23 protein-coding genes are annotated in these 25,198 nt (G+C 67.8%); 10 read left to right on the top strand and 13 right to left on the bottom strand.

Annotated features, from left to right (window positions below):
- Nucleotides 1-85: 85 nt before the first annotated feature.
- Both AC3WQZ_RS18700 and AC3WQZ_RS18695 read right to left on the bottom strand, forming a co-directional pair.
- Complete coding sequence (locus AC3WQZ_RS18700; protein ID WP_010813171.1) at nucleotides 86-1,477, bottom strand: GntP family permease; 1,392 nt, start codon at nucleotides 1,475-1,477, stop codon at nucleotides 86-88.
- A 203-nt stretch (nucleotides 1,478-1,680) separates the two neighbouring features.
- A complete protein-coding gene (locus AC3WQZ_RS18695; RefSeq protein ID WP_011616031.1) occupies nucleotides 1,681-2,073 on the bottom strand; it encodes a tautomerase family protein in 393 nt (130 codons plus the stop codon).
- Nucleotides 2,074-2,203: 130 nt separating this feature from the next.
- Here AC3WQZ_RS18695 and AC3WQZ_RS18690 point away from each other — a divergent pair, with 130 nt between their 5' ends.
- Both AC3WQZ_RS18690 and AC3WQZ_RS18685 read left to right on the top strand, forming a co-directional pair.
- The gene (locus AC3WQZ_RS18690; protein ID WP_010813173.1) at nucleotides 2,204-3,076 is read left to right on the top strand and encodes a LysR family transcriptional regulator; all 873 of its coding nucleotides are present in this window, start codon (nucleotides 2,204-2,206) and stop codon (nucleotides 3,074-3,076) included.
- A 192-nt stretch (nucleotides 3,077-3,268) separates the two neighbouring features.
- Nucleotides 3,269-5,392, top strand: coding sequence for a TonB-dependent receptor (locus AC3WQZ_RS18685; RefSeq protein WP_492298215.1), 2,124 nt, complete (start codon nucleotides 3,269-3,271; stop codon nucleotides 5,390-5,392).
- A gap of 135 nt (nucleotides 5,393-5,527) precedes the next feature.
- Here AC3WQZ_RS18685 and AC3WQZ_RS18680 read toward each other — a convergent pair whose 3' ends face one another.
- Nucleotides 5,528-5,992 (bottom strand): DUF2147 domain-containing protein, encoded by a 465-nt coding sequence (locus AC3WQZ_RS18680; RefSeq protein WP_010813175.1) that lies wholly within the window; start codon nucleotides 5,990-5,992, stop codon nucleotides 5,528-5,530.
- A 1,527-nt stretch (nucleotides 5,993-7,519) separates the two neighbouring features.
- On the opposite strand from AC3WQZ_RS18680, the gene AC3WQZ_RS18675 reads away from it, so the two are divergent.
- A complete protein-coding gene (locus AC3WQZ_RS18675) occupies nucleotides 7,520-8,089 on the top strand; it encodes a histone H1-like DNA-binding protein (protein WP_454749664.1) in 570 nt (189 codons plus the stop codon).
- Between the two features lie 284 nt (nucleotides 8,090-8,373).
- Here AC3WQZ_RS18675 and AC3WQZ_RS18670 read toward each other — a convergent pair whose 3' ends face one another.
- The 10 genes from AC3WQZ_RS18670 to AC3WQZ_RS18625 all read right to left on the bottom strand — a co-directional run bounded on the left by AC3WQZ_RS18670 (nucleotide 8,374) and on the right by AC3WQZ_RS18625 (nucleotide 17,221).
- The gene (locus tag AC3WQZ_RS18670) at nucleotides 8,374-8,841 is read right to left on the bottom strand and encodes an outer membrane lipoprotein (protein WP_492301017.1); all 468 of its coding nucleotides are present in this window, start codon (nucleotides 8,839-8,841) and stop codon (nucleotides 8,374-8,376) included.
- Between the two features lie 37 nt (nucleotides 8,842-8,878).
- Complete coding sequence (locus tag AC3WQZ_RS18665; protein ID WP_010813179.1) at nucleotides 8,879-9,826, bottom strand: carbohydrate kinase family protein; 948 nt, start codon at nucleotides 9,824-9,826, stop codon at nucleotides 8,879-8,881.
- Nucleotides 9,827-9,969: 143 nt separating this feature from the next.
- On the bottom strand, nucleotides 9,970-10,470 hold the full coding sequence (gene tpx, locus AC3WQZ_RS18660; RefSeq protein ID WP_010813180.1) for a thiol peroxidase: 501 nt from the start codon (nucleotides 10,468-10,470) through the stop codon (nucleotides 9,970-9,972).
- A 99-nt stretch (nucleotides 10,471-10,569) separates the two neighbouring features.
- On the bottom strand, nucleotides 10,570-12,060 hold the full coding sequence (locus AC3WQZ_RS18655) for a DUF3426 domain-containing protein (protein WP_058698817.1): 1,491 nt from the start codon (nucleotides 12,058-12,060) through the stop codon (nucleotides 10,570-10,572).
- A gap of 9 nt (nucleotides 12,061-12,069) precedes the next feature.
- Complete coding sequence (prmA, locus tag AC3WQZ_RS18650; protein ID WP_010813182.1) at nucleotides 12,070-12,972, bottom strand: 50S ribosomal protein L11 methyltransferase; 903 nt, start codon at nucleotides 12,970-12,972, stop codon at nucleotides 12,070-12,072.
- A gap of 48 nt (nucleotides 12,973-13,020) precedes the next feature.
- A complete protein-coding gene (gene accC, locus AC3WQZ_RS18645; protein WP_058698818.1) occupies nucleotides 13,021-14,373 on the bottom strand; it encodes an acetyl-CoA carboxylase biotin carboxylase subunit in 1,353 nt (450 codons plus the stop codon).
- A gap of 246 nt (nucleotides 14,374-14,619) precedes the next feature.
- Nucleotides 14,620-15,087 (bottom strand): acetyl-CoA carboxylase biotin carboxyl carrier protein, encoded by a 468-nt coding sequence (accB, locus tag AC3WQZ_RS18640; RefSeq protein WP_010813184.1) that lies wholly within the window; start codon nucleotides 15,085-15,087, stop codon nucleotides 14,620-14,622.
- A 167-nt stretch (nucleotides 15,088-15,254) separates the two neighbouring features.
- Entirely contained in the window at nucleotides 15,255-15,752 is a 498-nt protein-coding gene (gene aroQ, locus AC3WQZ_RS18635) for a type II 3-dehydroquinate dehydratase (RefSeq protein WP_011616025.1), read from the bottom strand.
- 196 nt (nucleotides 15,753-15,948) lie between these two features.
- Nucleotides 15,949-16,497 (bottom strand): TlpA family protein disulfide reductase, encoded by a 549-nt coding sequence (locus AC3WQZ_RS18630; RefSeq protein ID WP_010813186.1) that lies wholly within the window; start codon nucleotides 16,495-16,497, stop codon nucleotides 15,949-15,951.
- Between the two features lie 34 nt (nucleotides 16,498-16,531).
- On the bottom strand, nucleotides 16,532-17,221 hold the full coding sequence (locus AC3WQZ_RS18625) for a hypothetical protein (RefSeq protein WP_011616023.1): 690 nt from the start codon (nucleotides 17,219-17,221) through the stop codon (nucleotides 16,532-16,534).
- A 202-nt stretch (nucleotides 17,222-17,423) separates the two neighbouring features.
- Between AC3WQZ_RS18625 and mpl the strand changes: the two genes are divergently transcribed.
- The 7 genes from mpl to aroE all read left to right on the top strand — a co-directional run bounded on the left by mpl (nucleotide 17,424) and on the right by aroE (nucleotide 25,140).
- A complete protein-coding gene (gene mpl / locus AC3WQZ_RS18620) occupies nucleotides 17,424-18,809 on the top strand; it encodes a UDP-N-acetylmuramate:L-alanyl-gamma-D-glutamyl-meso-diaminopimelate ligase (protein ID WP_010813188.1) in 1,386 nt (461 codons plus the stop codon).
- A gap of 18 nt (nucleotides 18,810-18,827) precedes the next feature.
- Nucleotides 18,828-19,439 (top strand): YqiA/YcfP family alpha/beta fold hydrolase, encoded by a 612-nt coding sequence (locus tag AC3WQZ_RS18615; protein WP_010813189.1) that lies wholly within the window; start codon nucleotides 18,828-18,830, stop codon nucleotides 19,437-19,439.
- Nucleotides 19,436-20,098 (top strand): chorismate--pyruvate lyase family protein, encoded by a 663-nt coding sequence (locus AC3WQZ_RS18610; protein WP_010813190.1) that lies wholly within the window; start codon nucleotides 19,436-19,438, stop codon nucleotides 20,096-20,098. Before AC3WQZ_RS18615 ends, AC3WQZ_RS18610 begins: the two co-directional genes overlap by 4 nt.
- Nucleotides 20,095-20,835 carry a 3-oxoacyl-ACP reductase FabG gene (gene fabG / locus AC3WQZ_RS18605; RefSeq protein WP_010813191.1) on the top strand — a complete coding sequence of 247 codons (741 nt, stop codon included), beginning with the start codon at nucleotides 20,095-20,097 and terminating at the stop codon, nucleotides 20,833-20,835. The genes AC3WQZ_RS18610 and fabG overlap by 4 nt, the downstream gene beginning before the upstream one ends.
- Before the next feature lie 252 nt (nucleotides 20,836-21,087).
- The gene (locus tag AC3WQZ_RS18600; protein WP_010813192.1) at nucleotides 21,088-23,190 is read left to right on the top strand and encodes a ribonuclease catalytic domain-containing protein; all 2,103 of its coding nucleotides are present in this window, start codon (nucleotides 21,088-21,090) and stop codon (nucleotides 23,188-23,190) included.
- Between the two features lie 130 nt (nucleotides 23,191-23,320).
- Entirely contained in the window at nucleotides 23,321-24,253 is a 933-nt protein-coding gene (locus tag AC3WQZ_RS18595; protein ID WP_010813193.1) for an energy transducer TonB family protein, read from the top strand.
- The gene (gene aroE, locus AC3WQZ_RS18590; RefSeq protein ID WP_010813194.1) at nucleotides 24,253-25,140 is read left to right on the top strand and encodes a shikimate dehydrogenase; all 888 of its coding nucleotides are present in this window, start codon (nucleotides 24,253-24,255) and stop codon (nucleotides 25,138-25,140) included. Before AC3WQZ_RS18595 ends, aroE begins: the two co-directional genes overlap by 1 nt.
- Nucleotides 25,141-25,198: the final 58 nt, after the last annotated feature.

Here is a 25,198-nt window from a genome sequence, read left to right as displayed (position 1 = left end):
GTTTGCCGGGTCAGGTGCCGGGCGGCACCCAACCACACTAGTTAACAACACCTGGAATGTACAAGCCGCGCGGGCCGGGATTGCTTCAGACCAGTCCGGTCAGAAAATACACCGAGATGACGAAGAACACCGCGGCGGTCTTGATCATTGTGACGGCGAAGATATCGCGGTAGGACTCGCGGTGGGTCAGGCCGGTCACCGCCAGCAGCGTGATCACGGCGCCGTTGTGCGGCAGCGTGTCCATGCCGCCGCTGGCCATCGACACCACGCGGTGCAGTACTTCCAGCGGGATCTGCATGGCCTGTGCGCCCGCGATAAAGGTCTGCGACATCGCCGCCAGCGCGATGCTCATGCCGCCCGAGGCCGAGCCGGTGATGCCGGCCAGCGTGCTGACCGAGACCGCGGCATTGACCAGCGGGTTGGGAATCGCGCGCAGTGCGTCGCTGACCACCAGGAAGCCGGGCAGGGCGGCGATGACCCCGCCGAAGCCGTATTCCGATGCCGTGTTCATCGATGCCAGCAGCGCGCCGCCGACGGCGCCCTTGGTGCCCTCGGCAAAGCGCTCGCGCAGGGCGCCGAAGGCGGTCACCAGCACCACGGCGATGCCCAGCAGCAGCGCGCCTTCCACTGCCCAGATCGCGGTCACGCTGGCGATCTTGGTTTCCACCGGCTTGGGCAGGCCCGGCAGCGCCACGCTGTTGGAAGGGCCATACCAGAGCGGGATCATCCGCGTCAGCCAGAAGTTGGCCACGCCCACCACCACCAGCGGCAGCAGCGCCAGCAGCGGGTGCGGCAGCTTGCCGGACTGGCTGCGCTCGGGCTCGTTGCGCAGGTTGGTGCCGTAGCCTTCGCCACGCGCGGCGGCGGCGCGGCGGCGCCATTCCAGGTAGCTCAGGCCCACCACCAGGATAAACAGCGAGCCGGCCACGCCCAGCACCGGTGCGGCCCAGGAGGTGGTGTTGAAGAAGTTGGTGGGGATGATGTTCTGGATCTGCGGCGTGCCCGGCAGCGAATCCATGGTGAACGAGAACGCGCCCAGTGCGATCGCGCCCGGCATCAGCCGCTTGGGGATGTTGCTCTGGCGGTACAGCTCGGCCGCGAACGGATAGACCGCGAACACCACCACGAACAGCGACACGCCGCCATAGGTCAGCAGCGCGCATACCGTGACGATCACCGCATTGGCGCGCGAGCGCCCGATATAGCGGATCGCCGCGGCGACGATGGACTCGGAAAAGCCGGACAGCTCGACCACCTTGCCGAATACCGCGCCTAATAGGAACACGGGGAAATACAGTTTCACGAAGCCGACCATCTTCTCCATGAAGATACCGGTGAACACCGGCGCGACCGCGGACGGGTCGGTCAGCAGCACCGCGCCCAGCGCGGCGATGGGCGCGAACAGGATCACGCTGTAGCCGCGGTACGCGGCGAACATCAGAAAGGCAAGGGCTGCCAGCACGATCAGAAACGACATCGGATCTCCTTCAGGGTTGCCTTGTCCTGAGGTGCGGTCCGTTGCCGCGCGGGGCCTGGCGCTTGTGGCGCCTTGTCTCTGTCAGTCCGTCAGGAAAAGGGATCAGCCGGCGACTTTGCCACAGCTTGGCCCGCGGCGTAACCTCCGGTCTCGCCGCGGGGGCACTGGGATGACAGTTGCCGGCATGAAGGAGATGCGCCGTTTCAGCCGTGCTGGTGGCGGTACTCCTGCGTGCGCCCGCCGTAGCCATAGGCCGCGGCGCGGGCGTCGATCACGTGCACGTACGACACCGGATGCAGCTTGCCCAGCAGCCCCGACATGGTCTCGAACACGGCCTCGATGAACTGCGCTTTCTCCGCCTTGGTGTTGGTTTCATCGGTCACGCTGATGTCCAGGTGGAAGGCGTTGCGGCCCTGCTCCGACAGCGGCACGTCGGCGATGATCCAGCTGTCGTGCGGGATGTACTGGACCGTGACGGCAATCACCTCGCGCTTCTTGCCGAGCACGCGCTCGGTCAGGTCGGCGATCGCCCTGGCGCTGCGGCGGGTGAGGTCGGCATCGGGTTGGCCGGACAGGTGCAGGACGATGTGGGGCATGGCTGGCTCCTTGGTTTTTCGTGGGTTGGTGATGCCATGGTAGGGGGTGGTGTAGTATTGGAAAAGCGGGAATATTCGATGCGTACCATCGGATTATCCGAAGTAATGCCACCCTTGCCGGAGCCTTGCCATGCGTGGATTCGAAACCGACCAGTTACGCACCTTTGTCACGGTCGCGGACAGCGGCAGCCTGTCGGCGGCCGCGCCCAGGCTGTTCCTGTCGCAGTCGTCGGTCAGCGAGCAGCTGCGCAAGCTGGAGGAGCGCGCCGGCGTGCCGCTGCTGTCGCGCGGCCGGCATGGCGCGGTGCCGACGCCGGCGGGCGAGCGGCTGCTGGAACACGCGCGGCGCATCCTGGCGCTCAACGAGCTGGCCCTGCAGGACCTGCGCGGCCACGCGCTGGCGGGCGAACTGCGGCTGGCCGTGACCGACTACTTCCGCCCGGGCGAGATCGCCGGCATGTTGCGGCGCCTGCGCGAGCGCTACCCCTACCTGCGCCTGCACGTGACGGTGATGAAGAGCGCGGCGATCGACGCCGCCGCGGAGATGGACACCTTCGATATCGGCCTCAGCATGCGCCTGCCGGGCACGCGCGGGCAGGGCACGCGCGGCACTGTGCTGCGGCGTGAGCCGCTGGCCTGGGTAGCCGCGCCGGCCGAGGCCGACAGCCTGTCCGCGACGCTGCCGCTGGTGCTGCTGCCCGATACCTGCTCGCTGCATCAGTACGTGGTGCAGCTGCTGCTGCGCAAGCGGCTTCCGTTCGAGATTGCACACTCCGCGTCAGGCGTGGCGGGGCTGCATCTGGCACTGGCGGCGGGGCTTGGGATGTCGTGCCTGAACGCCTCGGCGATTGGCCCCGGCGTGGCGCCGCTGGACGCCGCCACCATTGCACGGCTGGGGCTGCCGCGGCTGCCTGAGGCGGAGTTCTTCCTGCTGCCCGCGCGGCGCGGGGAGTCAGCGTTTGTAGCCGAGGCGCGCGATGCGCTTGCCGGGCAGCTGGGCTAAGAGACGGGCATTCAGTACGACACCTCAAGTCGGGGAATGGATCACAAGACGGACTGTGGCAACCGCTACTTGTGTCGAAAGCAACATATATTGATCGCGAATAGGAATAATTCGCAATCTCGTTGACCCTGACAATCCTGTAATCGATAATGCGCCCGCGTTTTCAAAACTATTACAGCCGATTACAGGGAAATGAGAATAAAACTTCACCCGATCTGTGCCGCGGTGGCGGGGAGCTTCGTATTTCAACCGGTGCTGACGTGGGCCCAGGCCGCGCCAGGCGCTTCGGCGCAGTTGCCTGAGGTCACGGTCAGGGCCGATGTCAGCCGCGAGCTTGGCACCGGCTATAACCCGCCCAATGCGGTCAGCGCGACCAAGACCGAGGCGCCGCTGCGCGACATCCCGCAGACCGTCAACGTGGTCACCGCCGATGTCATGCGCGACCAGCACGCCACTTCGATGCAGGATGCGCTGAAGAACGTGCCGGGCGTGTCGTTCTCGCACGGCGACGGCCAGCGCGACCAGGTGTCGATCCGCGGCTTTTCCGCCATCGCCGACCAGTTCGTCGACGGCATCCGCGACGATGCGCTGTACTTCCGCGACATGTCCAATGTCGACCGCGTCGAAGTCATCAAGGGACCGGCGGCGGTGCTGTACGGGCGCGGCTCGTCGGGCGGCCTGATCAACCGCGTGACCAAGAAGCCGGGCATCGACGTCACCGACTTCGCGCTCAGCTACGGCATGTGGGCCGACCGCCGTGCCGAAGCCGACGTGGGCCGCGTGTTTGCCGACGGCGCCGCCGCCTTCCGCGTGACCGGCGCGGTGGAGAAGGCCAATAGCTACCGCTCGCAGCAGTTCCTGGACCGCTCGGCGATCGCGCCGTCGCTGGAGCTGCGCATCGCTCCCGAAACCACCGTGCTGTTCCAGGCAGACTACCTGGAAGACCGCCGCGTGACCGACTTTGGCATCCCGGCCTACAAGGGCCGTCCGGTGGACGTGCCGGCCTCGCGCTACTACGGCGCGGCCAATGCGCGCGATGCCGACTACTCGCAGTCGCGCGTGTTCTCCGGCACCGCCACGGTCAACCATCGCTTCAATGAGAACTGGTCGATCCGCAACGCCACGCGCTACTACCACTACTCGCTGGACCGCAACAACACGCTGACCAACACGGTGAACGAGGCGGCGCGCACCCTCACCATGAACCACGGCAATGTCCGCCGCGAGGAACATGGCTGGTTCAACCAGACCGACCTGACCCAGAAGGCCACCTTCCTGGGCATGAAGCACGAGATCCTGTACGGCATGGAGATCGGCCAGCAGAACAAGGACCAGGTCAACAACACCAAGCCGGTGGTCGGCGCCAACGGCCTGCCGATCGCTTTCGACCTGTTCAACCCGGTGTTGGTGGCGCTGCCGCGCCAGGCACCCGGCACGCCGGGCACGTCGAACCTTGGCGTGTTCAATACCCTGGCGTTCTACACCCAGGACATGATCACCTTCAGCGAGCAGTGGAAGGCGCTGCTGGGCGTGCGCTACGACAACTTCCAGCAGGAGACGCAGACCCGCATCGCCGGCCAGCGCAACCTGTCGCGCACCGACACCGCCTGGAGCCCGCGCGCCGGTCTGGTGTGGCAGCCGTCGAAGTCGCAGTCGTACTACGTGTCCTGGAGCAAGTCGTTCCAGCCCTCCGGCGAGGCTTTCGCGCTGGCGGCCAACAATGCCGACCTGGCACCGGAGACCACCAACAACACCGAGGTGGGCGCAAAGTACGACTGGCTGAACGGCAAGGCGAGCACGACGATCTCGGTGTTCAGGCTGGAGCGCAGCAATATCAAGATCGCCAACGCCACCAACACGGCGCTGCTGCCGATCGGCGAACAGCGCACCGACGGCATCGAGATCTCCGGCGCGGCTGAACTCGGCGGCGGCTGGCGCATGCTGGCCGGCTACGCCTACCTGGATGCCACCGTCACCAAGTCCACCGCCGCGCTGCAGGGCAAGCGCGCCACCATCACGCCGCGCCACTCCGGCAACGCGTGGCTGACCAAGGACCTGGGCCACGGCTTCGGCGTTGGCGCCGGCCTGAACCTGGTGGGCGCGCGCTATGCCGACCCGCTGAACACCGTGACGCTGCCCGGCTATGTCACCGCCGATGCGATGGCCTGGTACCGCCGCGGCGCCTTCGAGGCACAGCTGAACCTGTACAACCTGTTCGACAAGGGCTACATCGTGTCCGCGCATGGCACCAGCCCCAACCTGAACATGCCGGGTGCCCCGCGCAGCGTGATGGCCACCCTGCGCTACCGGATGTAAAGCGCAGCATCGTGGACAAAAAAACCGGGCGGTGATGAACCGCCCGGTTTTTTTTCGACTGCCGTTTCTCGTTCGGCGGGGACACGCAACGGCATGCCCCGGAGAAACCCTGAGTCCCGCGCCGTGCCGGCAGGGTCAGTGGTCGCGTTCCCAGGTCTGGGTGCGGCCGATCAGGCTGATGCCGATGAAGCCGCGTACGTTGAGCTTGTTGCCGTCCTCGGCCAGCGACATCTTGCTCTTGTAGACCTTGCCGTTCTCCGGATCGAGGATCTCGCCGCCGCTCCACTCGTTGTCGCCGGTCTTGCGCAGGCCGGAGAGGATGGTCATGCCGATGACGGGCTGGTCCTTGCGTGCGTCGGTGCACTTGTCGCACACGCGCGGCTTGCCGTCGCTCTCGACGAAGGTCTTGACCAGGCGTCCGCTGAAGACGCCGTTCTTCTCGGTGATCTCCACCAGCCCGCGCGGCTTGCCGGTGTTGTCGTCGATGGTCTTCCACATGCCGCTGGGCGTGGCCTGCGCCATCGCCGCGGCGCTGCCGAGCAGGGTTGCGGCGATCACGGCGGCGCGCAGGGTCGAAGCAAGGGGGGAATGGATGCGCATGATGTCTCCTTTGAGGTTCGTAGCCACGCCAATCTACTGGCGCCGGGGGCGCGCCGCAATCCGGCGCGGCGCGGCGCGCGCCTTTCCGCGGCCATTGCCTGCTACCCGGAAAGCCGCATGCAGCCGCCGTTTGCGGGTTATTGTGATGCAGCAAAAGGCGCCGGCGGGCGGGCGCTGAAGCAATCCTCTAAGCGGACGTACGACGCGCTGCCGGCAGGGCGAGGCGAGTGGCGCGCAGAGTCGCGAGGGTGAGAGCGCGAACACGCGAGGCACGGCGCGCGCGATCCGGATCGCTCGGCAAGCGCGCGGATCGAACACGCATGCCGATGGCTTGATCGAAGCGTCTGCCGAAGTGTTGCCGCGATGCTTCGCGAGCGTCGCGGCTTGGCTCGATCGCAACGCTTTGATGACCTCGCGATGCCTTCGCGCTGTTGCGTCGATGCAAACCGTTGCGTGCACGCATCACTCTTGGATGGTGCGTGCGACGGTGTCGCGCGAAGCGCGAAGCGAGCATGGCCGAGGCCTGGTCGCATAACGGCGCGTGCGTGCGCTGCCGACTGTGTAAAGCATGCAGGGCGTGTGTCGCGCAGCGCGGCGCGCGCGCGATCAGGAACGTGTCCGCGCCAGTCGAAGGCTGCCGCACGCGTATCGGTGCATCGCCCGCAAAGCCTTTGTCCATGCGGCTTTTCGGAAAACGCGATGACGCGCGCAGCGGCATTGCGCAGTCGTCAGGCGCGCGTTGCGATGCTGGTCGTCAGGGTTTGTCGCGGCGTGTAAAAGCTGCGATGCGCGGTGCGTGCGATGGGGTGTCGCGCTGCATGTGCGAGCGTACGAAACGAGCGTCGGCACCAGCGTGCGAGCGACGCGTTGCGATGCTATCGGCAACGTCTTCGTGACCCTGCGCGTGAGAACTAGTTCGAGCGATACATGCAGGCAAGTTTTTTTGCACTTTTTTCTTAACATCATCGTGCAAACGAATTATGATTCGCCTTGACAAGAGTCTCACTTCATTGCAGAGAAGCAGGAAGCAAGATGGAACGACGAGCGCGATGCGCGCTTCGATGCAGTGACGAAGGTAGTAGCTGAGGAGCACGAGAACTTTGACGCAGACCAGGCCGGACCGGCTTCTTAAAACGCGTGCAGTCTCCCTTGGTCCATTAACGGGTTGGACCCGCTACCACCGAATGAATGCCGTCTGCCGTGCGCGAGGCCAAGCCCGCACCGCAGGCCAGCTGTCCGATATCTCCTCATTTCTGGCCGTGCGCCGGCTCAACGGGCGGTGCGGGCTGATCGAATATTCCAGGGCGCGGCACGTGCCCGAGACCCGCTTGCGGGCTCGCTCCGGCCGCCAAGTCACCGCCAGGGGCGGTGCGCCTGCAACCAAATTCATTAGCGTGCAGCAGTGGTCGGGCCGCACGCCGATGAATCGCTCGCTCGACTGGGGCCGCGCTGCTGTAGTGCGCCTCGGGTCGGTCGGGTCGCCAACTTAGGTCATTCGATATTCACTCTCTAGTGAAGGAGTTATCCATGGCAACTGCTGCAAAGAAAAAGCCGGCGGCTAAGAAGGCCGCCAAGCCGGCCGCCAAGAAGGCTGCTGTGAAGAAGGTAGCCGCCAAGAAGGCAGCACCGGCCGCCAAGAAGGCACCGGCCAAGAAGGCCGCTGTGAAGAAGGTCGCAGCCAAGAAGGCGCCGGCCAAGAAGGCCGCCGCCAAGAAGGCCCCGGCCAAGAAGGCCGCGGTGAAGAAGGTAGCCGCCAAGAAGGTCGCGACCAAGAAGGTTGCAGCCAAGAAGGCTCCGGCCAAGAAGGCCGCGGTGAAGAAGGTAGCCGCCAAGAAGGTCGTGGCCAAGAAGGCTGTCGCCAAGAAGGCTCCGGCCAAGAAGGCTGCAGTGAAGAAGGTTGCTGCCAAGAAGGCTGCGCCGGCCAAGAAGGCTGCCGCCAAGAAGCCGGCTGCCAAGAAGGCTGCTGCCAAGAAGCCGGCTGCCAAGAAGGCTGCCGCCAAGCCTGCCGCGGCCCCTGCCGTTGCTCCCGCTTCGGCTGCCAAGACCGCGCTGAACCCGGCTGCTGCCTGGCCGTTCCCGACGGGCAACCGTCCGTAAGCTGCTCCGCCACGGAGTGGACCTTACACGTTCCGCAAGGAACCGCACCGGCACGCAGCGCGTGCCCGCATGACCGGATACTGCGTATCCGGTCCGCAAGACACCAGGTCTTGCCGACCCGCCGATGGCATCCGCCCGGCGGGTTTTTTCATGGGCGCGCGCCCGCGCGCGGAGCGGTCCGCCGCAATGTTACGGAATTGCAAAGCCGAAAAAAAGCGCCGCGACCCTTGCAGGTGCGGCGCGTTCTGCTGCGCCCTGGCGCGGCCCTGCGGGGCCGCGAGGGCTCAGTGCGTGACCCGGGTCACGCCGCCCGAGGACAGCAGCCGTACGCGTTCGCCAGGGCGGAAGGCTTCGTCGGCCTCCTGCGTGATCGCGCGCATCTCGCCGTTGTCCAGGCGCACGGTGATTTCCAGCCCGCGGCGCTGGTTGATCTTGTTCTCGGCCGCGCTGCCGGCAATGCCGCCGAGCACCGCACCAAGGATCCCGGCCGCCACCGCGCCGTTGCCGCCGCCGATGGTGCTGCCTGCGGCAATGCCGCCGATGGCACCGCCCGCGAGCGTGCCGGCACCGCTCTGGCCACCCTGGATGGTGACCTCGCGGATGCCTTCGACCACGCCGTAGCGCACGGTCTGTTCACGCTGCGCCTGGCCCGTGCCATAGACGCTGTTGGAGCTGGATTGGGTAGCGCAGCCGGCAACCAGGGCGGTGACGGCAAGGACGGCAACGGCACCGCCACGTAGCTTGTTGTTCATGTCGTTTCCCGAGAAGAAGCCACGCGCTGGCCGCAGGTCAGGCGTAGCGGTACCCGAATGCAGACTGGAACCGGTTGCCGATTTCCTCGCGCGACAACCAGTGATTCTGCGGACCCTGTTGCGCGATCTTGACCGAACCCATCAGCGATGCCAGGCGGCCAGTCGTTTCCCAGTCTAATCCGTTTTCAATGCCGTAGAGCAGGCCGCCACGGAAGGCATCGCCACACCCGGTCGGGTCCACGATGCGCTCGGCCGCAACCGCCGGAATCGCGTACTGGCGACCATCGGCAAAGATGCTGGCGCCGCGCTCGCCGTGCGTGACGATGAAGGCACGAACCTTGGCGGCAACCTCGGCGCTGGTCCAGGCGGTGCGGGACAGCAGGACCTGCGCCTCGTAGTCATTGACTGTCACGTAACTGGCGAGTTCAACGAACTCGCGCAGGTCTTCCCCGTTGAACAGGGGCATGGCCTGACCCAGATCAAAGATGAACGGCACGCCGGCCTCGGCGAACTGGCGCGCGTGGTGCAGCATGCCCTCGCGGCTGTCGGGCGCGACGATGCCCAGGCCCGGCGCGCTGGCGCCGCCCAGCGCATCCTTGACGTGGTTCAGCTGCGACTGGCTCATTGCGCCAGGGTGGAAGGCGGTGATCTGGTTGTTGTCCAGGTCAGTGGTGATCATGGCCTGCGCCGTGAAGGTCTCCGGCAGCACGCGGATGTGGCCGGTGGGGATCTCCAGCTTGCGCAGGTAGTCCAGATAGGGTTCGGCATCGGCGCCGACGGTGGCCATCACCACGGGATCGCCGCCCAGCATCTTCAGCGTGTAGGCGATGTTGCCGGCGCAGCCGCCGAACTCGCGGCGCATGCCGGGCACCAGGAACGAGACGTTCAGCATGTGGATCTGGTCCGGCAGGATGTGTTCACGGAAGCGTCCATCGAACGTCATGATGGTGTCGTAGGCGACGGAGCCGCAGATCAGGCTGGCCATGCTCTCTCCAGGTGTTGGGGTGATTGGTGGAATGGAGCCCTTGCGGGCAGTATCGGTCGGGCAGAAAACAAAAAGCGGCCGCCCCGGGATGCGGGCGGCCGCTGCCGCCCGGGAACCCGCGGGTTCCCGGGCGTGCCGCTGATTTACTTCAGCGCGGCCAGGGCTGCGTCGTAGTCCGGCTCGGTCTTGATTTCCGGCACCAGCTGGCTGTACTTGACGGTGTCGTTCTCGTCGAGCACCACCACGGCACGTGCGGTCACGCCGGCCAGCGGGCCGGACTTGATGTCCACGCCGTAGTTGCCCTTGAACTCGGCGCCGCGCATGGTCGACAGCGGCACCACGTTGGCCAGGCCTTCAGCGGTGCAGAAGCGGCCCATGGCGAACGGCAGGTCGGCCGAGATCGTCAGCACCACGGTGTTGGCGAGGCCGCTGGCGGCTTCATTGAACTTGCGCGCGGAGGCCTGGCACACCGGGGTGTCCAGGCTCGGGACGATGTTCAGCACCTTGCGCTTGCCGGCGAAGTCAGCCAGCGTGACGTCCTTCAGGTCCTTGCCGACCAGCGAGAAGGCGGGGGCCTTGTCGCCGGCTTGCGGGAACTTGCCTGCGACTTCGATGGCGTTGCCGCCGAGGGTGACGTTGCTCATGTCTACTCCTTGTTGTCTGATGGATTTCCGGTTCGTGTCCGGAGCGGGGGGCGCGGCCTGCCGCCGGACTCGGATCCGGTCCGGCGGCGGGCCAGGGATTCAGGGGTAAAAAATCAGCACGCGATAGTTGGCCGGCGCCTGCTGCGTCCGGAATCGTACCCGAACCGGCAGCTCCATGCCCGCGCGAAGACCCTGCGCGGCAAAGGCCTTTTGCGACGGCTCCAGGTACTCCGCGGGTTGCAGCACGCGGCGCAGCAGCAGCTGGTCCTGCAGGTCGGTCATCACCAGCTCGATCGCGGGCAGGGCGGTGCTGGCGCGGCCCAGGTTGCGCAGCGTGACCGACAGCAGGTAGGTGTCGCCGTCTTCATCCTGGCGCTGCAGCTGCGAGGTCTCGATGCGCAGCGCATCGATGTCGCGCCATGGCGGCACGTCGCAGCCCAGCGGCGCGCAGGCGGCCTCGAGTGCCGGGCGCAGCATCGGGAACTGGCCGGCCAGCTGGCTGCGTGCCAGGTAGACCACTTGCACGGCAGCGGCGATGGCAAGCACCACGGCGGCCACGCGCCAGGCGGAGCGGGGCACCGTCACGGGCTTGCGGGGCTGCCGTTCGCGCTCGCGCTCGCGCTCACGCGCGTGGCGCAGGAAGTCGGGGGCGAAGACCGGGCCGGCCGGTGCTTCGGTGCGTGCCCAGCGGCGCGTGGTCTGCTCGCGCGCGACGGCGCCGCCGGTGACGCTGGACGGCTGTCCGGTGTCGGGGGCGTTGTCGTCGTCGCCAACGGTGGGTGAGGTGGGCGCGGCAGGCGAGGTGGCAAGGCGGGCCGATGCCTCATCCGGCCATGCGGTCGGCTCGGACCCGGCATCGGCAGACGCCGCGCGCAGGAACTCGCTTGCGCTGGGGATGTTGGCAGCGGGTGCCACTGGCACGGGCTTGGCGTCAGCATCAGCCGGTTGCGGTGCTGCCGGTGCCGCCGCAGCGGCCGGGGAGGGGGGCGGTGCGGCCGGGGTATCGAGCGCGCCGTGATCGAGTGCCGGCCAGGCGGACGCGGACGCCGCTTGTGCCGGCTGTGCCGGCGCATCCTCGGCGGGTTCCGGTGCCGTGACGGGGGCGGGCCCGGCCGCCTCCGGGCCGGCAGCCTGGCGTTCCGCCTCGCGCGCATCGCGATGGGCGACGGCTTCGTTGGCTTCGCGCAGCGCCTGCTCGATCTCTACGTCTTCCATGCCGGCGGGTGCCGGCATGGCCATGTCCTCCGGCGACGACATCAGCATCGTCGGCGCATCCAGCGCCGGCACGTCATAGCCGGGGTCGATGGTCGGGGTGAAGGCAGGCTGCGGCGCAGGCGCGGCTTTAGCCGATGCGGGCGCCGCCGAGGGGGCGGGAGGGGTGGCCGGCGAAGCAGCCGCCGATGGCGCCGATGACGCCGATGATGCAGCGCCGGCCGGCAGCGGAATCTCAATCAGGTGCTCGCGCGCGTCGAACACCGTTTCGCACTGGCCGCAGCGCACCAGGCCCTGGCGCAGGCGCAACTGGTCGGCGACCAGCCGGAAGGCGGTACGGCAGGCCGGGCAGCGCGTGACTAGCTTGACGGCGGCCATCGGTGTGAATCAGGGTTGGGCGCCGCGGGTGCCATGCAGGCACACCCAGCCTTCCTCGCTGCGCCACACCGTCAGCGGCAGCCAGGGCGCGTAGGCCGCGGCGACTTCATCCGCCTGGCGTTCCAGCACGCCGGACAGCACCAGCCGTCCGCCGGCGCGCACGCGCGCGCTCAGCATGGCGGCCATCAGCTTGAGCGGATTGGACAGGATGTTGGCGACCACCAGGTCGTAGCTGGCCTCGGACACCGATTCGGGCAGCGCGAACGAGGCTTCCACGCGGTTGCGCTCGGCGTTGTAGCGCGACGCTTCCACCGCGTTGGGATCGATGTCGATGCCGACGGTATCGCCGGCGCCCAGCTTGCGTGCCACGATGGCCAGGATGCCGGAGCCGCAGCCGTAGTCGAGCACGGTTTCGCCCGGCTTCAGGTTCTGCTCCAGCCACTGCATGCACAGCCGCGTGGTGGGATGGCTGCCGGTGCCAAAGGCCAGGCCGGGGTCCAGTTCCAGCACCACGGCATCGGGCTCGGGTGCATCGTGCCACGACGGCACCACCCAGATGCGCTCGCCGATGCGGATCGGCTCGAACTGGGATTGCGTCAGCCGCACCCAGTCCTGGTCCTCGACCGCGCGCAGCTGGTAGGCCGGCACCGGGTCGATGCCGAGCTGGTTGGCGGCTGCCGCCACCACCACGGCCGGATCGGCATCGTCGCCGAACAGCGCCACCACGCGCGAGCGGTTCCACGCGAGTTGCTTCGGTTCCAGCCCGGGCTCGCCAAAGAGCGGCTGCTCGTCGGGCGTGTCGGCATCGGCGTCTTCCACCGAGACCGACAGCGCGCCGAGGTCGAACAGGGCATCAGACCAGGCTTCGGCCTGGTCCTGCGCCACTTCGATCACACATTCCTGAAATGCCACGGGCTTCCTTGCTTGCTGCTTGTGTATTGCGGATAACGTTGCGTTGCGTCAGGCCTTCGCGCGCTCCGCCAGGCGATGCTCGAGATAGTGGATGCTGGTGCCGCCTTCAACGAAGTTGGCGTCCATCATCAGCTCGCGGTGCAGCGGCACGTTGGTCTGGATCCCGTCCACCACCATTTCCGACAGCGCGATGCGCATGCGGGCAATGGCCTGCTCGCGCGTGGCGCCGTAAGTGATGATCTTGCCGATCATCGAATCGTAGTTGGGCGGGACGAAGTAACCATCATACGCGTGCGAGTCGACCCGCACACCCGGGCCGCCGGGCATGTGCCAGGCGGTGATGCGGCCCGGCGACGGCGTGAACTTGAACGGATCCTCGGCGTTCACGCGGCATTCGAGCGCGTGGCCACGGAACTGCACGTCCTTCTGGCGCAAGCGCAGCTTCTCGCCGAAGGCGATGCGGATCTGCTCCTGGACGATGTCGATGCCGGTGATCATCTCGGTGACCGGGTGCTCGACCTGCACGCGCGTGTTCATCTCGATGAAGTAGAACTCGTTGTTCTCGTACAGGAACTCGAACGTGCCGGCGCCGCGGTAGCCCATCTTCTTGCAGGCCTCGGCGCAGCGGTCGCCGATGCGCTCGATCAGGCGGCGCGGAATGTGCGGTGCGGGAGCTTCCTCGATCACCTTCTGGTGGCGGCGCTGCATCGAGCAGTCGCGCTCGCCCAGCCAGATCGCCTGGCGGTGCTGGTCGGCGAGGATCTGGATTTCCACATGGCGCGGGTTCTCGAGGAACTTCTCCATGTAGACCTCGGGATTGCCGAAGGCGCGGCCGGCTTCTTCACGCGTCATGTTGACGGCGTTGATCAGCGCGGCTTCGGTGTGCACCACGCGCATGCCGCGGCCACCGCCGCCGCCGGCGGCCTTGATGATCACCGGGTAGCCCACGCGGCGCGCGGTGGCCAGGATTTCCTTGGGGTCGTCGGGCAGGGCGCCGTCCGAGCCGGGCACGCACGGCACGCCGGCCTTGATCATGGCTTGCTTGGCCGACACCTTGTCGCCCATCAGGCGGATGCTGTCGGCGGTCGGGCCGATAAAGACAAAGCCGGATTTCTCCACGCGCTCGGCAAAATCGGCGTTCTCGGACAGGAAGCCGTAGCCGGGGTGGATGGCCTGCGCGTCGGTCACTTCGGCGGCCGAGATGATGGCCGGCATGTTCAGGTACGACAGCGGCGACGGGGCCGGGCCGATGCAGACGGCTTCGTCTGCCAGGCGTACATACTTGGCCTCTTTGTCGGCCTCGGAGTACACCACGACTGTCTTGATGCCCAGTTCGCGGCAGGCGCGCTGGATGCGAAGAGCGATTTCGCCGCGGTTCGCGATCAGAATTTTTTCAAACATGGTCTCTCTCTGCGAGAACAGTAGCGGTCCCGCTGCGCGCCGCAATGGCACGCCGGGCGCGCGGCCCGGGGGCTGTCGCCGCCGCGGCCGCCATACTGCGCGGAACTGCATGGAACTGCACGGAACGGGCCGCGAAGCCCACAACGTCCCTGGCGCCAAACAACGCCATGGCATGCCGCGCGGGCGCTGCTGCGGGGGCCACTTGCGTGGCCGGTGGCAGCGTGCGGCGTGGCATGCCGGTCAGGATCAGCCGATCACGAACAGCGGCTGGCCGTATTCGACGGCCTGGCCGTTCTCGACCAGGATTTCCTTGATGACGCCGGCCTTGTCGCACTCGATTTCGTTGAGCAGCTTCATGGCTTCGATGATGCAGACGGTCTGGCCTTCCTTGACCGAGTCGCCGACGTTGACGAACGGCGCGGCACCCGGCGACGGCGCGCGGTAGAACGTGCCCACCATCGGCGAGGTCACCACGTGGCCGGCGGGCAGCTGGGCGGCGGCGGGCTCTGCAGCCGGAGCCACGGCACCGGCGGCCGGTGCGGCGGCCGCGGCGGGCGGCAGCGCCTGCATCTGCGGCATGGCCATCGGCGCGGCGACGATTTGCGGCGGTTGCTTGACGATGCGTACCTTGCCGTCGCCTTCGGTGACTTCCAGCTCGGAGATGCCGGATTCGGCCACCAGGTCGATAAGCGTCTTCAGCTTGCGCAGGTCCATCTTTTTATCCTCCTGAATCGGGTTATCCGGCCGCGCTGCCCGGGACGGGCCGCGGCGGAAGAATCGTGTTGCCGGCCACCGGAAATCCGCGCCCGCCGTGCCGAGGCACGCCAACGGGCGCAGGCCGCCGGGCGGCGCGCGCAGGTTGTTGAAAAAATCTTGGGAGTTCAGCTCCCCGAACTCTCGGGTGGCGGCTGCTCCTGGCCCAGCACATAGTCCAGCGCCAGCAGGTAACCCTGCCAGCCAAGCCCGCAGATCACTCCGACCGCCACGTCGGAGAAATAGGAGTGGTGGCGAAAGCTTTCGCGCCGGTGCACGTTGGACAGGTGCACCTCGACGAACGGGATCGCCACGCCGGCCAGGGCATCGCGCAGTGCCACGCTGGTATGCGTGTAGGCAGCCGGGTTGATGATGATGAACTCGACCCCTTCCGCGCGTGCGGCGTGGATGCGGTCGACCAGTGCCCCCTCATGGTTGGACTGGAACGTATCCAGCGAAACGCCGGCTTTTGCCGCGCGTTCGGCCAGGGCCGCGTCGATGTCGGCAAGCGTCGTGTGCCCGTAGGTTTCCGGCTCGCGCGTGCCCAGCAGGTTCAGGTTCGGCCCATGCAGGACCAGCACCTTGCGGTAGCGGGCTGAGCGACGGATAGAGCGGGTTGCAGTCACGGCGGCTCGACCAGATCAACGAAATTGCGCGGAGATTACCGTAGCTTAGAGGGATTTGTCTAGCGCGCGATACAAGGCTTGGCGACCTTGCGCGGCGCTTTGGCGGCCCTTTAAGCACTTTCCGGCCGTTTTGGCGCCCCGGGGAAACAAATCGCTGAAGAAAAACGAAATTCAGCGAATTTGGCGGAAGAATAGCTCAGGCTCGTGGCAGCACTGCCCGCAGTTCCTCGGCCGTCACCCGTCCCATCTTGCGGTACTTGACCGATCCGTCCGGGTTGATCACCACCGTGTAGGGCAGGCCGCCGGCGCTGTTGCCGAAGTTGCGCGACAGCTCGGTGCCGGCAAAACCGGCCACGGCGAGCGGGTAGGCCACCGGGACCTTGGTGGTGAACTGCTGGATATTGGCGGCTGAATCGATGCCGATGCCGACAAACTCCACCTGGCGGTCCTTGTATTCCTCATGCAGCGCGGTCAGCTCCGGCATTTCCTCGACACACGGCCCGCACCAGGGCGCCCAGAAGTTGATCACCACGGTCTTGCCGCGCAGCTTGCCCAGGTCCAGGTCGGCGCCGGCGGCGTCGGGCAGGCGTGTCTGGAAGAAGGTTTCCACCGCCTGGTCGCTGGCGGGCTTGGGCGAGAACACGAAATGGCCGGCCAGTGCGCCAGCCGCGCAGGCAACCACGGCCACGGCGATCCACAGCCAGAGGCGGGAGCGGCGGGCGGGCGAGGAAACGGTTTCAGTCATGGGATGGCTTGGACCAGTGAAGTGGGGCGGGCCGTCAGGCCGGGTCGGCATCGCCGGGCGCGTCCACCAGCGCCCGTACCGCCTGCAGGTCGGCGCGGGCCGGGCGCCCCGAGGCGTCGGCACGCACGGCGCCGCGTTCGTCGACGGCATCATACAGTGCAATATGAATGCCGACTGGGGCACCCAGTTCCGCGCGCACCTCGCCGGCGAGGAGCCGCGCCTCGCGGCGGTCGGGCCACTGGCCCTTCCACAGGAAGCTGAGGGTCTCGACCTCGCCGCGGCCGCCGAAATGCCGGCTCTCGCTGGTCTCGAAGTCCACGCCGGCGTTGATCAGGTACAGTGCCGCGTCCTTGGCGCTGTCGCAGAAGCACTGCAGATAGATATCGGAGTGCTCGGTGGCGGTGCCGTTGAGCACGGCGCCGACCAGGTAAGGCCGGAACGGCGCCAGGTCTTCCATGGCCAGCACCGCCAGCCGGCGCAGCAGTGCCAGCACGCGGGGCTGGCTGTCGGCGTGGAACAGCGCCTGGTAGGCGCGCACTTCGGCTTCGACCTGTTCGTTGTCGGGCAGCCATTCGCCGGGCACGCGCTGCTCGCCCAGCACCTGGCGGGTGGCCTTGCGCTTGGCGGTGGCGTAGTCGGCACCGTCCTCGGCGATCATCCGGGCGGCAGCCTGGGCGATTTCCTCGCGCAGGCGGGTGGGGTCGGGGGTGGTGCGTCGGGTCATGCCCCATGATACCGGACGCTCCCGCGCAACCGGTGCGCGCGCTGCCGCAGTGCAGCGAAGGCCGCGGGCGCTCGGGTACAATCGGAGGCTTCCTGCCCGGCCACCGCACCGCAAGACACGGCCTGAAACAGCCGCCGTGCCGCCGCGCCACGCCGGGTGCCGAATCCCCACGCCTGCGGGCTTCAAGTCTTTCCGGGAACCCATGCATATTCATATCCTTGGCATCTGCGGCACCTTCATGGGCGGCCTGGCGGTGCTGGCCAAAGAGGCCGGCCACCGCGTCACCGGCTGCGATGCCAATGTCTACCCGCCGATGAGCACCCAGCTCGAGGCCCAGGGGATCGAGCTGATCGAAGGCTTCGACCCCGCGCAACTGTCGCTGGAGCCGGACCTGTTCGTGATCGGCAACGTGGTCTCGCGCGGCAATCCGCTGATGGAGGCCATCCTCGACCGCAACCTGCCCTATGTGTCGGGTCCGCAATGGCTGGGCGAGCACGTGCTGGCGCGCAAGTGGGTGCTGGCGGTGGCCGGCACGCATGGCAAGACCACCACCACGTCGATGCTGGCCTGGATCCTGGAGGATGCCGGCTACAACCCCGGCTTCCTGGTGGGCGGGGTGCCGCAGAACTTCGGCATCTCGGCGCGCGTGACCGAATCGGACTTTTTCGTGATCGAGGCCGACGAGTACGACACCGCCTTCTTCGACAAGCGCAGCAAGTTTGTCCACTACCGCCCGCGCACCGCGATCCTGAACAACCTGGAATACGATCACGCCGACATCTTCCCGGATCTGGCGGCGATCGAGACCCAGTTCCACCACCTGGTGCGCACCGTGCCCGGCCAGGGCCGGATCGTCGTCAACGGCGTGGAGGAAAGCCTGGCACGCGTGCTGGAGCGCGGCTGCTGGAGCGAAGTCGAGCAGTTTGGCGTGGGCGACTGGCGCGAGAGCGATGCCGCCGCCACTGCGGCGCCCGGCAAGGATGCTTTCGACGTCTGGTTTGGCGACGCCGTTCAGGGCACCGTGGTGTGGGACCTGCAGGGCACCCACAACCGCATGAATGCGCTGGCCGCGATCGCCGCCGCGCGCCATGTGGGCGTGCCGGCCGCGCAGGCGATCGAATCGCTGTCCCGCTTTGCCAACGTCAAGCGCCGCATGGAAGTGCGCGGCGTGGCGGGCGGCGTGACCGTCTATGACGATTTCGCCCACCATCCGACCGCGATCCAGACCACGCTGGACGGGCTGCGCCGCCGCGTCGGCGATGCCCGCATCCTGGCGGTGCTGGAGCCGCGCTCCAACACCATGAAGCTGGGCGTGATGAAGGCGCAACTGCCGGCCAGCCTGGAGCAGGCCGACCTGGTGTTCGGCTACGGCGCCCCGGCCGGCAAGGACGCGCTGGGCTGGGACCTGGCCGGATCGCTGGCGCCGCTGGGCGACAAGGCCGCCGCCTTCCAGGACCTGGGCACGCTGGTGCAGGCCGTGCGTGCCGCGGCGCAGCCGGGCGACCACGTGCTGGTGATGAGCAACGGCGGCTTCGGCGGCGTGCACCAGAAGCTGCTGGACGCCCTGGGCCAGGGCGCCGCAAGCTGACCGGCGGGAAGGACCACCATGCTGCTGTACCTGCACGGATTCCGCTCCTCGCCCCAGTCGTTCAAGGCCCGGCTGGTGCAGGAGCGCATGCGCGAGTGGGGCGTGGGCCGCTACTACGCCTGCCCCGCGCTCAATGTCTCGCCCGAAATGGCCATTGCCCAGGCGCAGGCCGCGATCCGCGCCGCGCAGGCCGGCGGCGACCAGGAGATCGCCATCGTCGGCTCGTCGCTGGGTGGCTTCTATGCCCGCTGGCTGGGCGAGCGCCATGGCTGCAGGACCGTGCTGCTCAATCCGGCCATCCATCCCTGGACCGACCTGGAAGCGTACCTGGGCGAGCAGCCGCTGTGGCACGGCGGCGGCTCGGTCACGGTCGAGCGCCGCCATCTGCAGGAATTGCTGGACCTGCGCGTGGACACCATTACCGATCCCGGACGCTATTACCTGCTCGCCGCCACCGGCGACGAAGTGCTGGACTACCGTGAGATGGTCGCGGCCTGCCCGGGCGCAAACATCCGCGTGATCGAGGGCAGCGACCACGGCATCAGCGAATTTGCCGACTACGTCGACGATGTGCTCGCCTTCTGCGGCTATGGCCCCGGCAAGGTGCCGGCGGGCACAGGCCCGGCATGAGCGCGCAGTCCGCGCGCCGCTGCAGCTGGAGCCCGCACCTGGCCTTTGATGCAGCCATCACGCCCAACCTGCGGCGCTGGGTGACCGGTGACGACGGCTCGCTGACCGCGCGCCTGGTGGCAGCATCGGAGCGCTTTCGCGTGGCGCGCCTGCTGCAGCGCCCGCAGCGCCCGCTCGCCGATGAATGGCAGGTGCTGGGCCAGCACGACCGCACCCCCGCGCTGACGCGCGAGGTGCTGCTGATCTGCGACGATATTCCCGCCATATTTGCCCATACTGTGGTGCGCCAGCGCCATGCGCGCCGCGACTGGCCGTTCCTGCGCGGGCTGGGCGAGCGCCCGCTGGGCGGCCGGCTGTTTGTCGACCCGGCGGTGGCGCGCGAGCCGTTCCAGTTTGCGCGGCTGCTGCCGCACCATCCGCTGCGCCAGGCCTTGCAGCGTGTGCTGCCGGCCATGGCGCCACTGCCCATGCTGCCGGCGCGGCGCTCGGTGTTCCGGCGCGGCGACGGCGTCATGCTCGTGACAGAAGTGTTCCTGCCGGACCTGCTGTCGCGGCCATCCCCGGGGACCGAGGCGATTCCGCATCCCAGGTATTTGCGGACTACAGACCGAAGCCCCTCTACACACACTACCGAAACCAAGAAAGAGACCACGAGATGAAACTGCAGGGTCGGGTTGCCATCATCACCGGTGCCGCCGCCGGCATCGGGTTTGCCACCGCGCAGCGCTTTGCCGCCGACGGCGCCATTGTCGTCCTGTGCGACGTGCAGGAAGCGCGCGTGCGCGAGGCCGCCGACAAGCTGGCCGCCACCGGCGCCACCGTGTCGGCCTACCGCGTCGACGTGACCCGGCGCGACGAAGTCGATGCCATGGTGGCCGCCGTGCTGGCCGCGCACGAACGCGTCGACATCCTCGTCAATAACGCCGGCATCACCAAGGATGCACGCCTGGGCAAGATGACCGAGGCCCAGTTCGATGCCGTCATCGACGTCAACCTGAAGGGCGTGTTCAACTGCGCGCAGGCCGTGGCCGGCCTGATGAGCGAGCAGGGCAAGGGCGTGATCCTGAACGCTTCCAGCGTGGTCGGCCTGTACGGCAACTTCGGCCAGACCAACTACGCCGCCAGCAAGTTCGGCGTGATCGGCTTTACCAAGACCTGGGCGCGCGAGCTGGGCCCCAAGGGCGTGCGCGTGAACGCGGTGTGCCCGGGCTTCGTCAATACCGAGATCCTGCAGACCGTGCCGGAAAAGGTGCTGGACGGCATGAAATCGTCGTGCTGGCTGCGCCGCCTGGCCGAGCCGGCCGAGATCGCCAGCATCTACGCCTTCCTGGCCAGCGACGACGCCAGCTACGTCAACGGCGTGGCGATCGAGGCCAGCGGCGGCATGTCGCTCTGAACTGCGTGGGTGCACGCACCCCGCCGGGGCGCCGGCCCCCGCAGGCGCCGGAGCGGGGTGCGGTATCATTCCACGTCTCAGGCCGTATCGATACGGCGTGGCCCGCGGCCAGCGATTTGCACGCCGCGCGCCGCACTCGCTTCCGTTCGCACGCATTTGCGCCCGGTTGCACCATTTCTCCCACAGGACCCGCCCCGGCGCTGCCTCTTGGCGGCCAGACGCGGTTCCGCGCATTTCTGAAAGTACCGATCGATGCAGTTGCTGTTCGAAGAAGGCGGCGAAATCCGCGCCGGCACCGTGCTGAACCAGCAGGGCGAGGCTTACCAGGTGGAGCTGCCAGCCGGCAAGCGTACCAAGGTCAAGTCGCGCGACGTGCTGCTGCAGTTCGCGCAGCCGTCGGCAATCGAGCTGGTGCGCCAGACCGGCGACATGATGGCCGAGATCGACCTGGACTTCCTGTGGGAATGCGCGCCCGAGGCTGAATTCGGCTTCACCGAGCTGGCCGCCGAGTACTACGGCGCCGAGCCCGGCCCGGTGCAGCAGGCGGCGCTGGCGATGGCGCTGCACGGCAACCCGGTGTACTTCCGCCGCAAGGGGCGCGGCCGCTACCAGCGCGCGCCCGAAGACCAGCTCAAGGCGGCGCTGGCCGCGCTCGAGCGCAAGCGCCAGCAGGCGCTGGTGCAGGCCGAGTACGAAGAGCAGCTCAAGGCGCTGACGCTGCCTGAGACCTTCCGCAACAAGGTGCTGCAGCTGCTGTTCAAGCCGGACAAGAACAGCCTGGAATACAAGGCCATGGACGCCGCCTGCACCGCGCTGGGCATGACCCCGATGCGGCTGATGGTGGCCGCCGGCGGCGTCGCCAGTGCGCGCGCGCTGCATGAGGCCAAGTTCCTGGCCGAGTGCTTCCCCAAGGGCACGGGCTTTCCGGAAACCGACGTGCCCGAGCCGCCCGCCGACCTGCCGGTGGCCGACGTGGAGGCATTCTCGATCGACGACGTCACCACCACCGAGATCGACGATGCGCTGTCCGTGACCAGGCTGCCCGACGGCAAGCTGCGCATCGGCATCCATATCGCCGCGCCCGCGCTGGGCATTCGCCGCAGCGAACCGCTCGATGCGGTCGCGCGCCAGCGGCTGTCCACGGTCTATTTCCCGGGCGACAAGATCACCATGCTGCCCGACGCCGTGGTGGAGCGCTACACGCTGCAGGAAGGGCGCACGTGCCCGGCGCTGTCGCTGTATGTGACGGTGGACCCGACCGTGTGGCTGATCACCGGCAGCGAGACCCGCGCCGAGATGGTGCCGATCGCCGCCAACCTGCGCCACAACCTGCTCGACGATGTCATCACCGAGGCTGCGCTTGCCGCGGGCACCGGCGACTACCCGTTCCGCGACGCGCTGACGCAGCTGTGGCACTTTGCCGGCTACCTGTACGACGAGCGCCAGAAGGCGCGCCTGGCCAGCGGCCTGCGCCCCGAGACCCACAACCGCGCCGACTTCAATTTCTACCTGGACGACCAGGCCGACGGCAGCCAGCGCGTGCGCATCGAACAGCGCAAGCGCGGCTCGCCGCTGGACAAGATCGTTGCCGAGCTGATGATCCTGGCCAACAGCACCTGGGGCAAGCTGCTGGCCGACAACGGCGTGCCGGGCATCTACCGCACGCAGAAGGCGTGGGGCATGCACCGCACCCGCATGCAGACCTACCCGGCACCGCACGAGGGCCTGGGCGTGGCGCAGTACGCTTGGAGCACCTCGCCGCTGCGCCGCTATGTCGACCTGGTCAACCAGTGGCAGATCCTGGCGGTGGCCCAGCACGGCGTAACCGCCAAGCTGGTGGCGCCGTTCAAGCCCAAGGACGCCGACCTGCTGGCCGCGGTGGCGGACTTCGAAGGCACTTACGCCGCCTACGCCGACCACCAGTCGACCATGGAGCGCTACTGGTGCCTGCGCTGGCTCAAGCAGGAAAAGCGCGAGCGCATGGTGGCCTCGGTGCTCAAGGAAGGCGCGGTGCGCTTTACCGAGATCCCGCTGGTCACGCGCGTGCCCGAACTGGTGCAGGCGCAGCGCGGCACGCAGGTGCTGCTGGAGATCGGCGAGACCGACGAGATCACGCTGGAAGTGTCGTGCCGGGTGCTGGAGATCTTCGCCGGTGAAGGCGAAGTGCCCGAGGAAGAGCTGGAAAGCGACGAGGAAGCCGCGGAGCTGTCCGCCGAAGCCGCTGCCGACGCGGCCGCCGAGGAAGCGGCCGAGCAGGCCGCCGGGGTCTCGGACGAAGCCCCGGCCGAAGCGGGCGACGACGATGCCGGCGCGGCGTCGGGCGAGCGCGACACCGGCACCCCGGCGGTCGGCTGAAGCCTTCGGAAATCGGCGGCGCTCACTTACAATGCCTGTCTGATCCGGGGTCCGCGGCCCCGGTCTTGCCAGGCCGCCGGCCCGGACCGGTTCGGGCCGCCGCCCACCCTTCAGCCACCCTCCATCCATCGTGAACGCCACACTCGCCGCTCCCCGCCACTGGTGGCATGCCAGGTGGCACAACAGCAGTACGCTGGCCAAGGCGCTGGCCATTTCCGTGGCCGTGCACGTGCTGCTGCTGATGGTGCGGGTGGCCGCGCCCGAGGTGTTCGAGATCAAGCGCAGCGATGCCGCGCTGGACGTGGTGCTGGTCAATGCCAAGTCGGCGCAGAAGCCGCGCAACCCGACCGCGCTGGCGCAAGCCAACCTGGACGGCGGCGGCGACCATGACCTGCAGCGCGCCACCACGCCGCTGCCCGCGCAGACCCAGACGCAGGAAGGCGACCTGGTGCGCCAGGTGCAGCGCCGCGTCGAGCAGCTGGAACAGGAGCAGCAACGCCTGCTGACCCAGTCGCGCGAGGCCGCGCCGTCGGTGCGCAACCAGCCGCTCAAGCCCGGCGAGAAGCGCCAGGACACCCCGCAGCGCGGCCAGGACGAGCGCACCTCGACCGACGAGATGGCCAGGCTGGAGGCCGAGATCGGCCGCAACCTGGACCACTACGCCAAGCGACCCAAGCGCTTCCAGCTGACCGCCACCAGTGCCCAGGCGGTCGACTACGCGCAATACTACGACCGCCTGCGCCACAAGATCGAGGCGCGCGGCACCACTGACTTCCCGCAACGCAACGGCAAGCCGCTGTACGGCCAGCTGATCCTGGTGATCAACGTCAACCGGCTCGGCAAGCTCGGCTACAACCGCGACGGCTACAACGTCGACGCCATCGACGTGGTCAAGAGCTCGGGCGATCCCGCGCTGGACCGCCAGGCCGTGGCGATCGTGCGCGCGGCCGCGCCGTTCGGCCCCTTTACCGCCGAGATGGCGTCGCGCCAGGACATCCTCGAAGTCATTTCCACTTTCAAGTTTTCGCGCAGCGGGCTGGAAACCCGCTTGCAGGCACGCTGATGACATCCACTGATTCTTCCCAAGCCACTTCCGACCGCTATGTGGTGATCGGCAACCCGGTTGCGCACAGCCGTTCGCCGGCGATCCACGCCGCCTTTGCGCGCCAGACCGGCGAAGCCGTGCAGTACGACCGCCTGGAGGCGCCGCTGGACGGGTTTGCCGATGCCGTGCGCCAGTTCTTTGCCGAGGGCGGCTACGGCTGCAACGTGACGGTGCCGTTCAAGCTGGAGGCCTATGACCTGGCCGACCGCCTGACCGAGCGCGCCGAGGCCGCCGGCGCGGTCAACACGCTGTGGATCGAAGAGGGCCTGATCCACGGCGACAACACCGACGGCATCGGCCTGGTGCGCGATATCCAGGACAACCTCGACACGCTGATCGAAGGCAAGCGCGTGCTGCTGCTGGGCGCCGGCGGCGCCGCCATGGGCGCGATGCTGCCGCTGATCGAATGCCGGCCGTCGCGCATCGTGGTGGCCAACCGCACCGCGTCGCGCGCGAGCGACATGCTGGAAGAGTTTGTCGAAGCCGCCGACCAGTACGGCGTGGAGCTGTGGGGCGGCGGGCTCGATGCGCTCGACGGGCTGTCCGAGGACGAAGCCGTCGACGTGGTGATCAACGCGTCGTCCAGCAGCCTGCATGGCGAAGTGCCGCCGGTACCCGAGTTCCTGCTGGGCGAAGGCGTGCTGGCCTACGACATGATGTACGGCGCCGAGCCCACGGTGTTCCTGCAGTTCGCCGCGCGCTGTGGCGCGCGCACCAGCGACGGCCTGGGCATGCTGGTCGAACAGGCGGCTGAAGCGTTCTACATCTGGCGCGGCGTGCGCCCCCGCACCGCCCCTGTGCTGGCCGAGCTGCGCGCCGCGCTGCAGGCCGAACGCAAGGGCTGACCGGGGCGCCGCCAGCCGTGGCCAACCGCAACCGCGCAGCCAGCGCCAGCCGCGGCGC

The sequence above is a fragment of the Cupriavidus sp. FW305-26 genome, assembly GCF_058787975.1.
This window is presented reverse-complemented; position numbering and strand designations above follow the sequence as displayed.

Bases quoted from the DNA above. Each gene is read 5' to 3' on its own strand.
- AC3WQZ_RS18700 (WP_010813171.1), bottom strand. From the start codon at position 1,477: ATGTCGTTTCTGATCGTGCTGGCAGCCCTTGCCTTTCTGATGTTCGCC.
- AC3WQZ_RS18695 (WP_011616031.1), bottom strand. From the start codon at position 2,073: ATGCCCCACATCGTCCTGCACCTGTCCGGCCAACCCGATGCCGACCTC.
- AC3WQZ_RS18690 (WP_010813173.1), top strand. From the start codon at position 2,204: ATGCGTGGATTCGAAACCGACCAGTTACGCACCTTTGTCACGGTCGCG.
- AC3WQZ_RS18685 (WP_492298215.1), top strand. From the start codon at position 3,269: ATGAGAATAAAACTTCACCCGATCTGTGCCGCGGTGGCGGGGAGCTTC.
- AC3WQZ_RS18680 (WP_010813175.1), bottom strand. From the start codon at position 5,992: ATGCGCATCCATTCCCCCCTTGCTTCGACCCTGCGCGCCGCCGTGATC.
- AC3WQZ_RS18675 (WP_454749664.1), top strand. From the start codon at position 7,520: ATGGCAACTGCTGCAAAGAAAAAGCCGGCGGCTAAGAAGGCCGCCAAG.
- AC3WQZ_RS18670 (WP_492301017.1), bottom strand. From the start codon at position 8,841: ATGAACAACAAGCTACGTGGCGGTGCCGTTGCCGTCCTTGCCGTCACC.
- AC3WQZ_RS18665 (WP_010813179.1), bottom strand. From the start codon at position 9,826: ATGGCCAGCCTGATCTGCGGCTCCGTCGCCTACGACACCATCATGACG.
- tpx (WP_010813180.1), bottom strand. From the start codon at position 10,470: ATGAGCAACGTCACCCTCGGCGGCAACGCCATCGAAGTCGCAGGCAAG.
- AC3WQZ_RS18655 (WP_058698817.1), bottom strand. From the start codon at position 12,060: ATGGCCGCCGTCAAGCTAGTCACGCGCTGCCCGGCCTGCCGTACCGCC.
- accC (WP_058698818.1), bottom strand. From the start codon at position 14,373: ATGTTTGAAAAAATTCTGATCGCGAACCGCGGCGAAATCGCTCTTCGC.
- accB (WP_010813184.1), bottom strand. From the start codon at position 15,087: ATGGACCTGCGCAAGCTGAAGACGCTTATCGACCTGGTGGCCGAATCC.
- AC3WQZ_RS18630 (WP_010813186.1), bottom strand. From the start codon at position 16,497: ATGACTGAAACCGTTTCCTCGCCCGCCCGCCGCTCCCGCCTCTGGCTG.
- AC3WQZ_RS18625 (WP_011616023.1), bottom strand. From the start codon at position 17,221: ATGACCCGACGCACCACCCCCGACCCCACCCGCCTGCGCGAGGAAATC.
- mpl (WP_010813188.1), top strand. From the start codon at position 17,424: ATGCATATTCATATCCTTGGCATCTGCGGCACCTTCATGGGCGGCCTG.
- AC3WQZ_RS18615 (WP_010813189.1), top strand. From the start codon at position 18,828: ATGCTGCTGTACCTGCACGGATTCCGCTCCTCGCCCCAGTCGTTCAAG.
- AC3WQZ_RS18610 (WP_010813190.1), top strand. From the start codon at position 19,436: ATGAGCGCGCAGTCCGCGCGCCGCTGCAGCTGGAGCCCGCACCTGGCC.
- fabG (WP_010813191.1), top strand. From the start codon at position 20,095: ATGAAACTGCAGGGTCGGGTTGCCATCATCACCGGTGCCGCCGCCGGC.
- AC3WQZ_RS18600 (WP_010813192.1), top strand. From the start codon at position 21,088: ATGCAGTTGCTGTTCGAAGAAGGCGGCGAAATCCGCGCCGGCACCGTG.
- aroE (WP_010813194.1), top strand. From the start codon at position 24,253: ATGACATCCACTGATTCTTCCCAAGCCACTTCCGACCGCTATGTGGTG.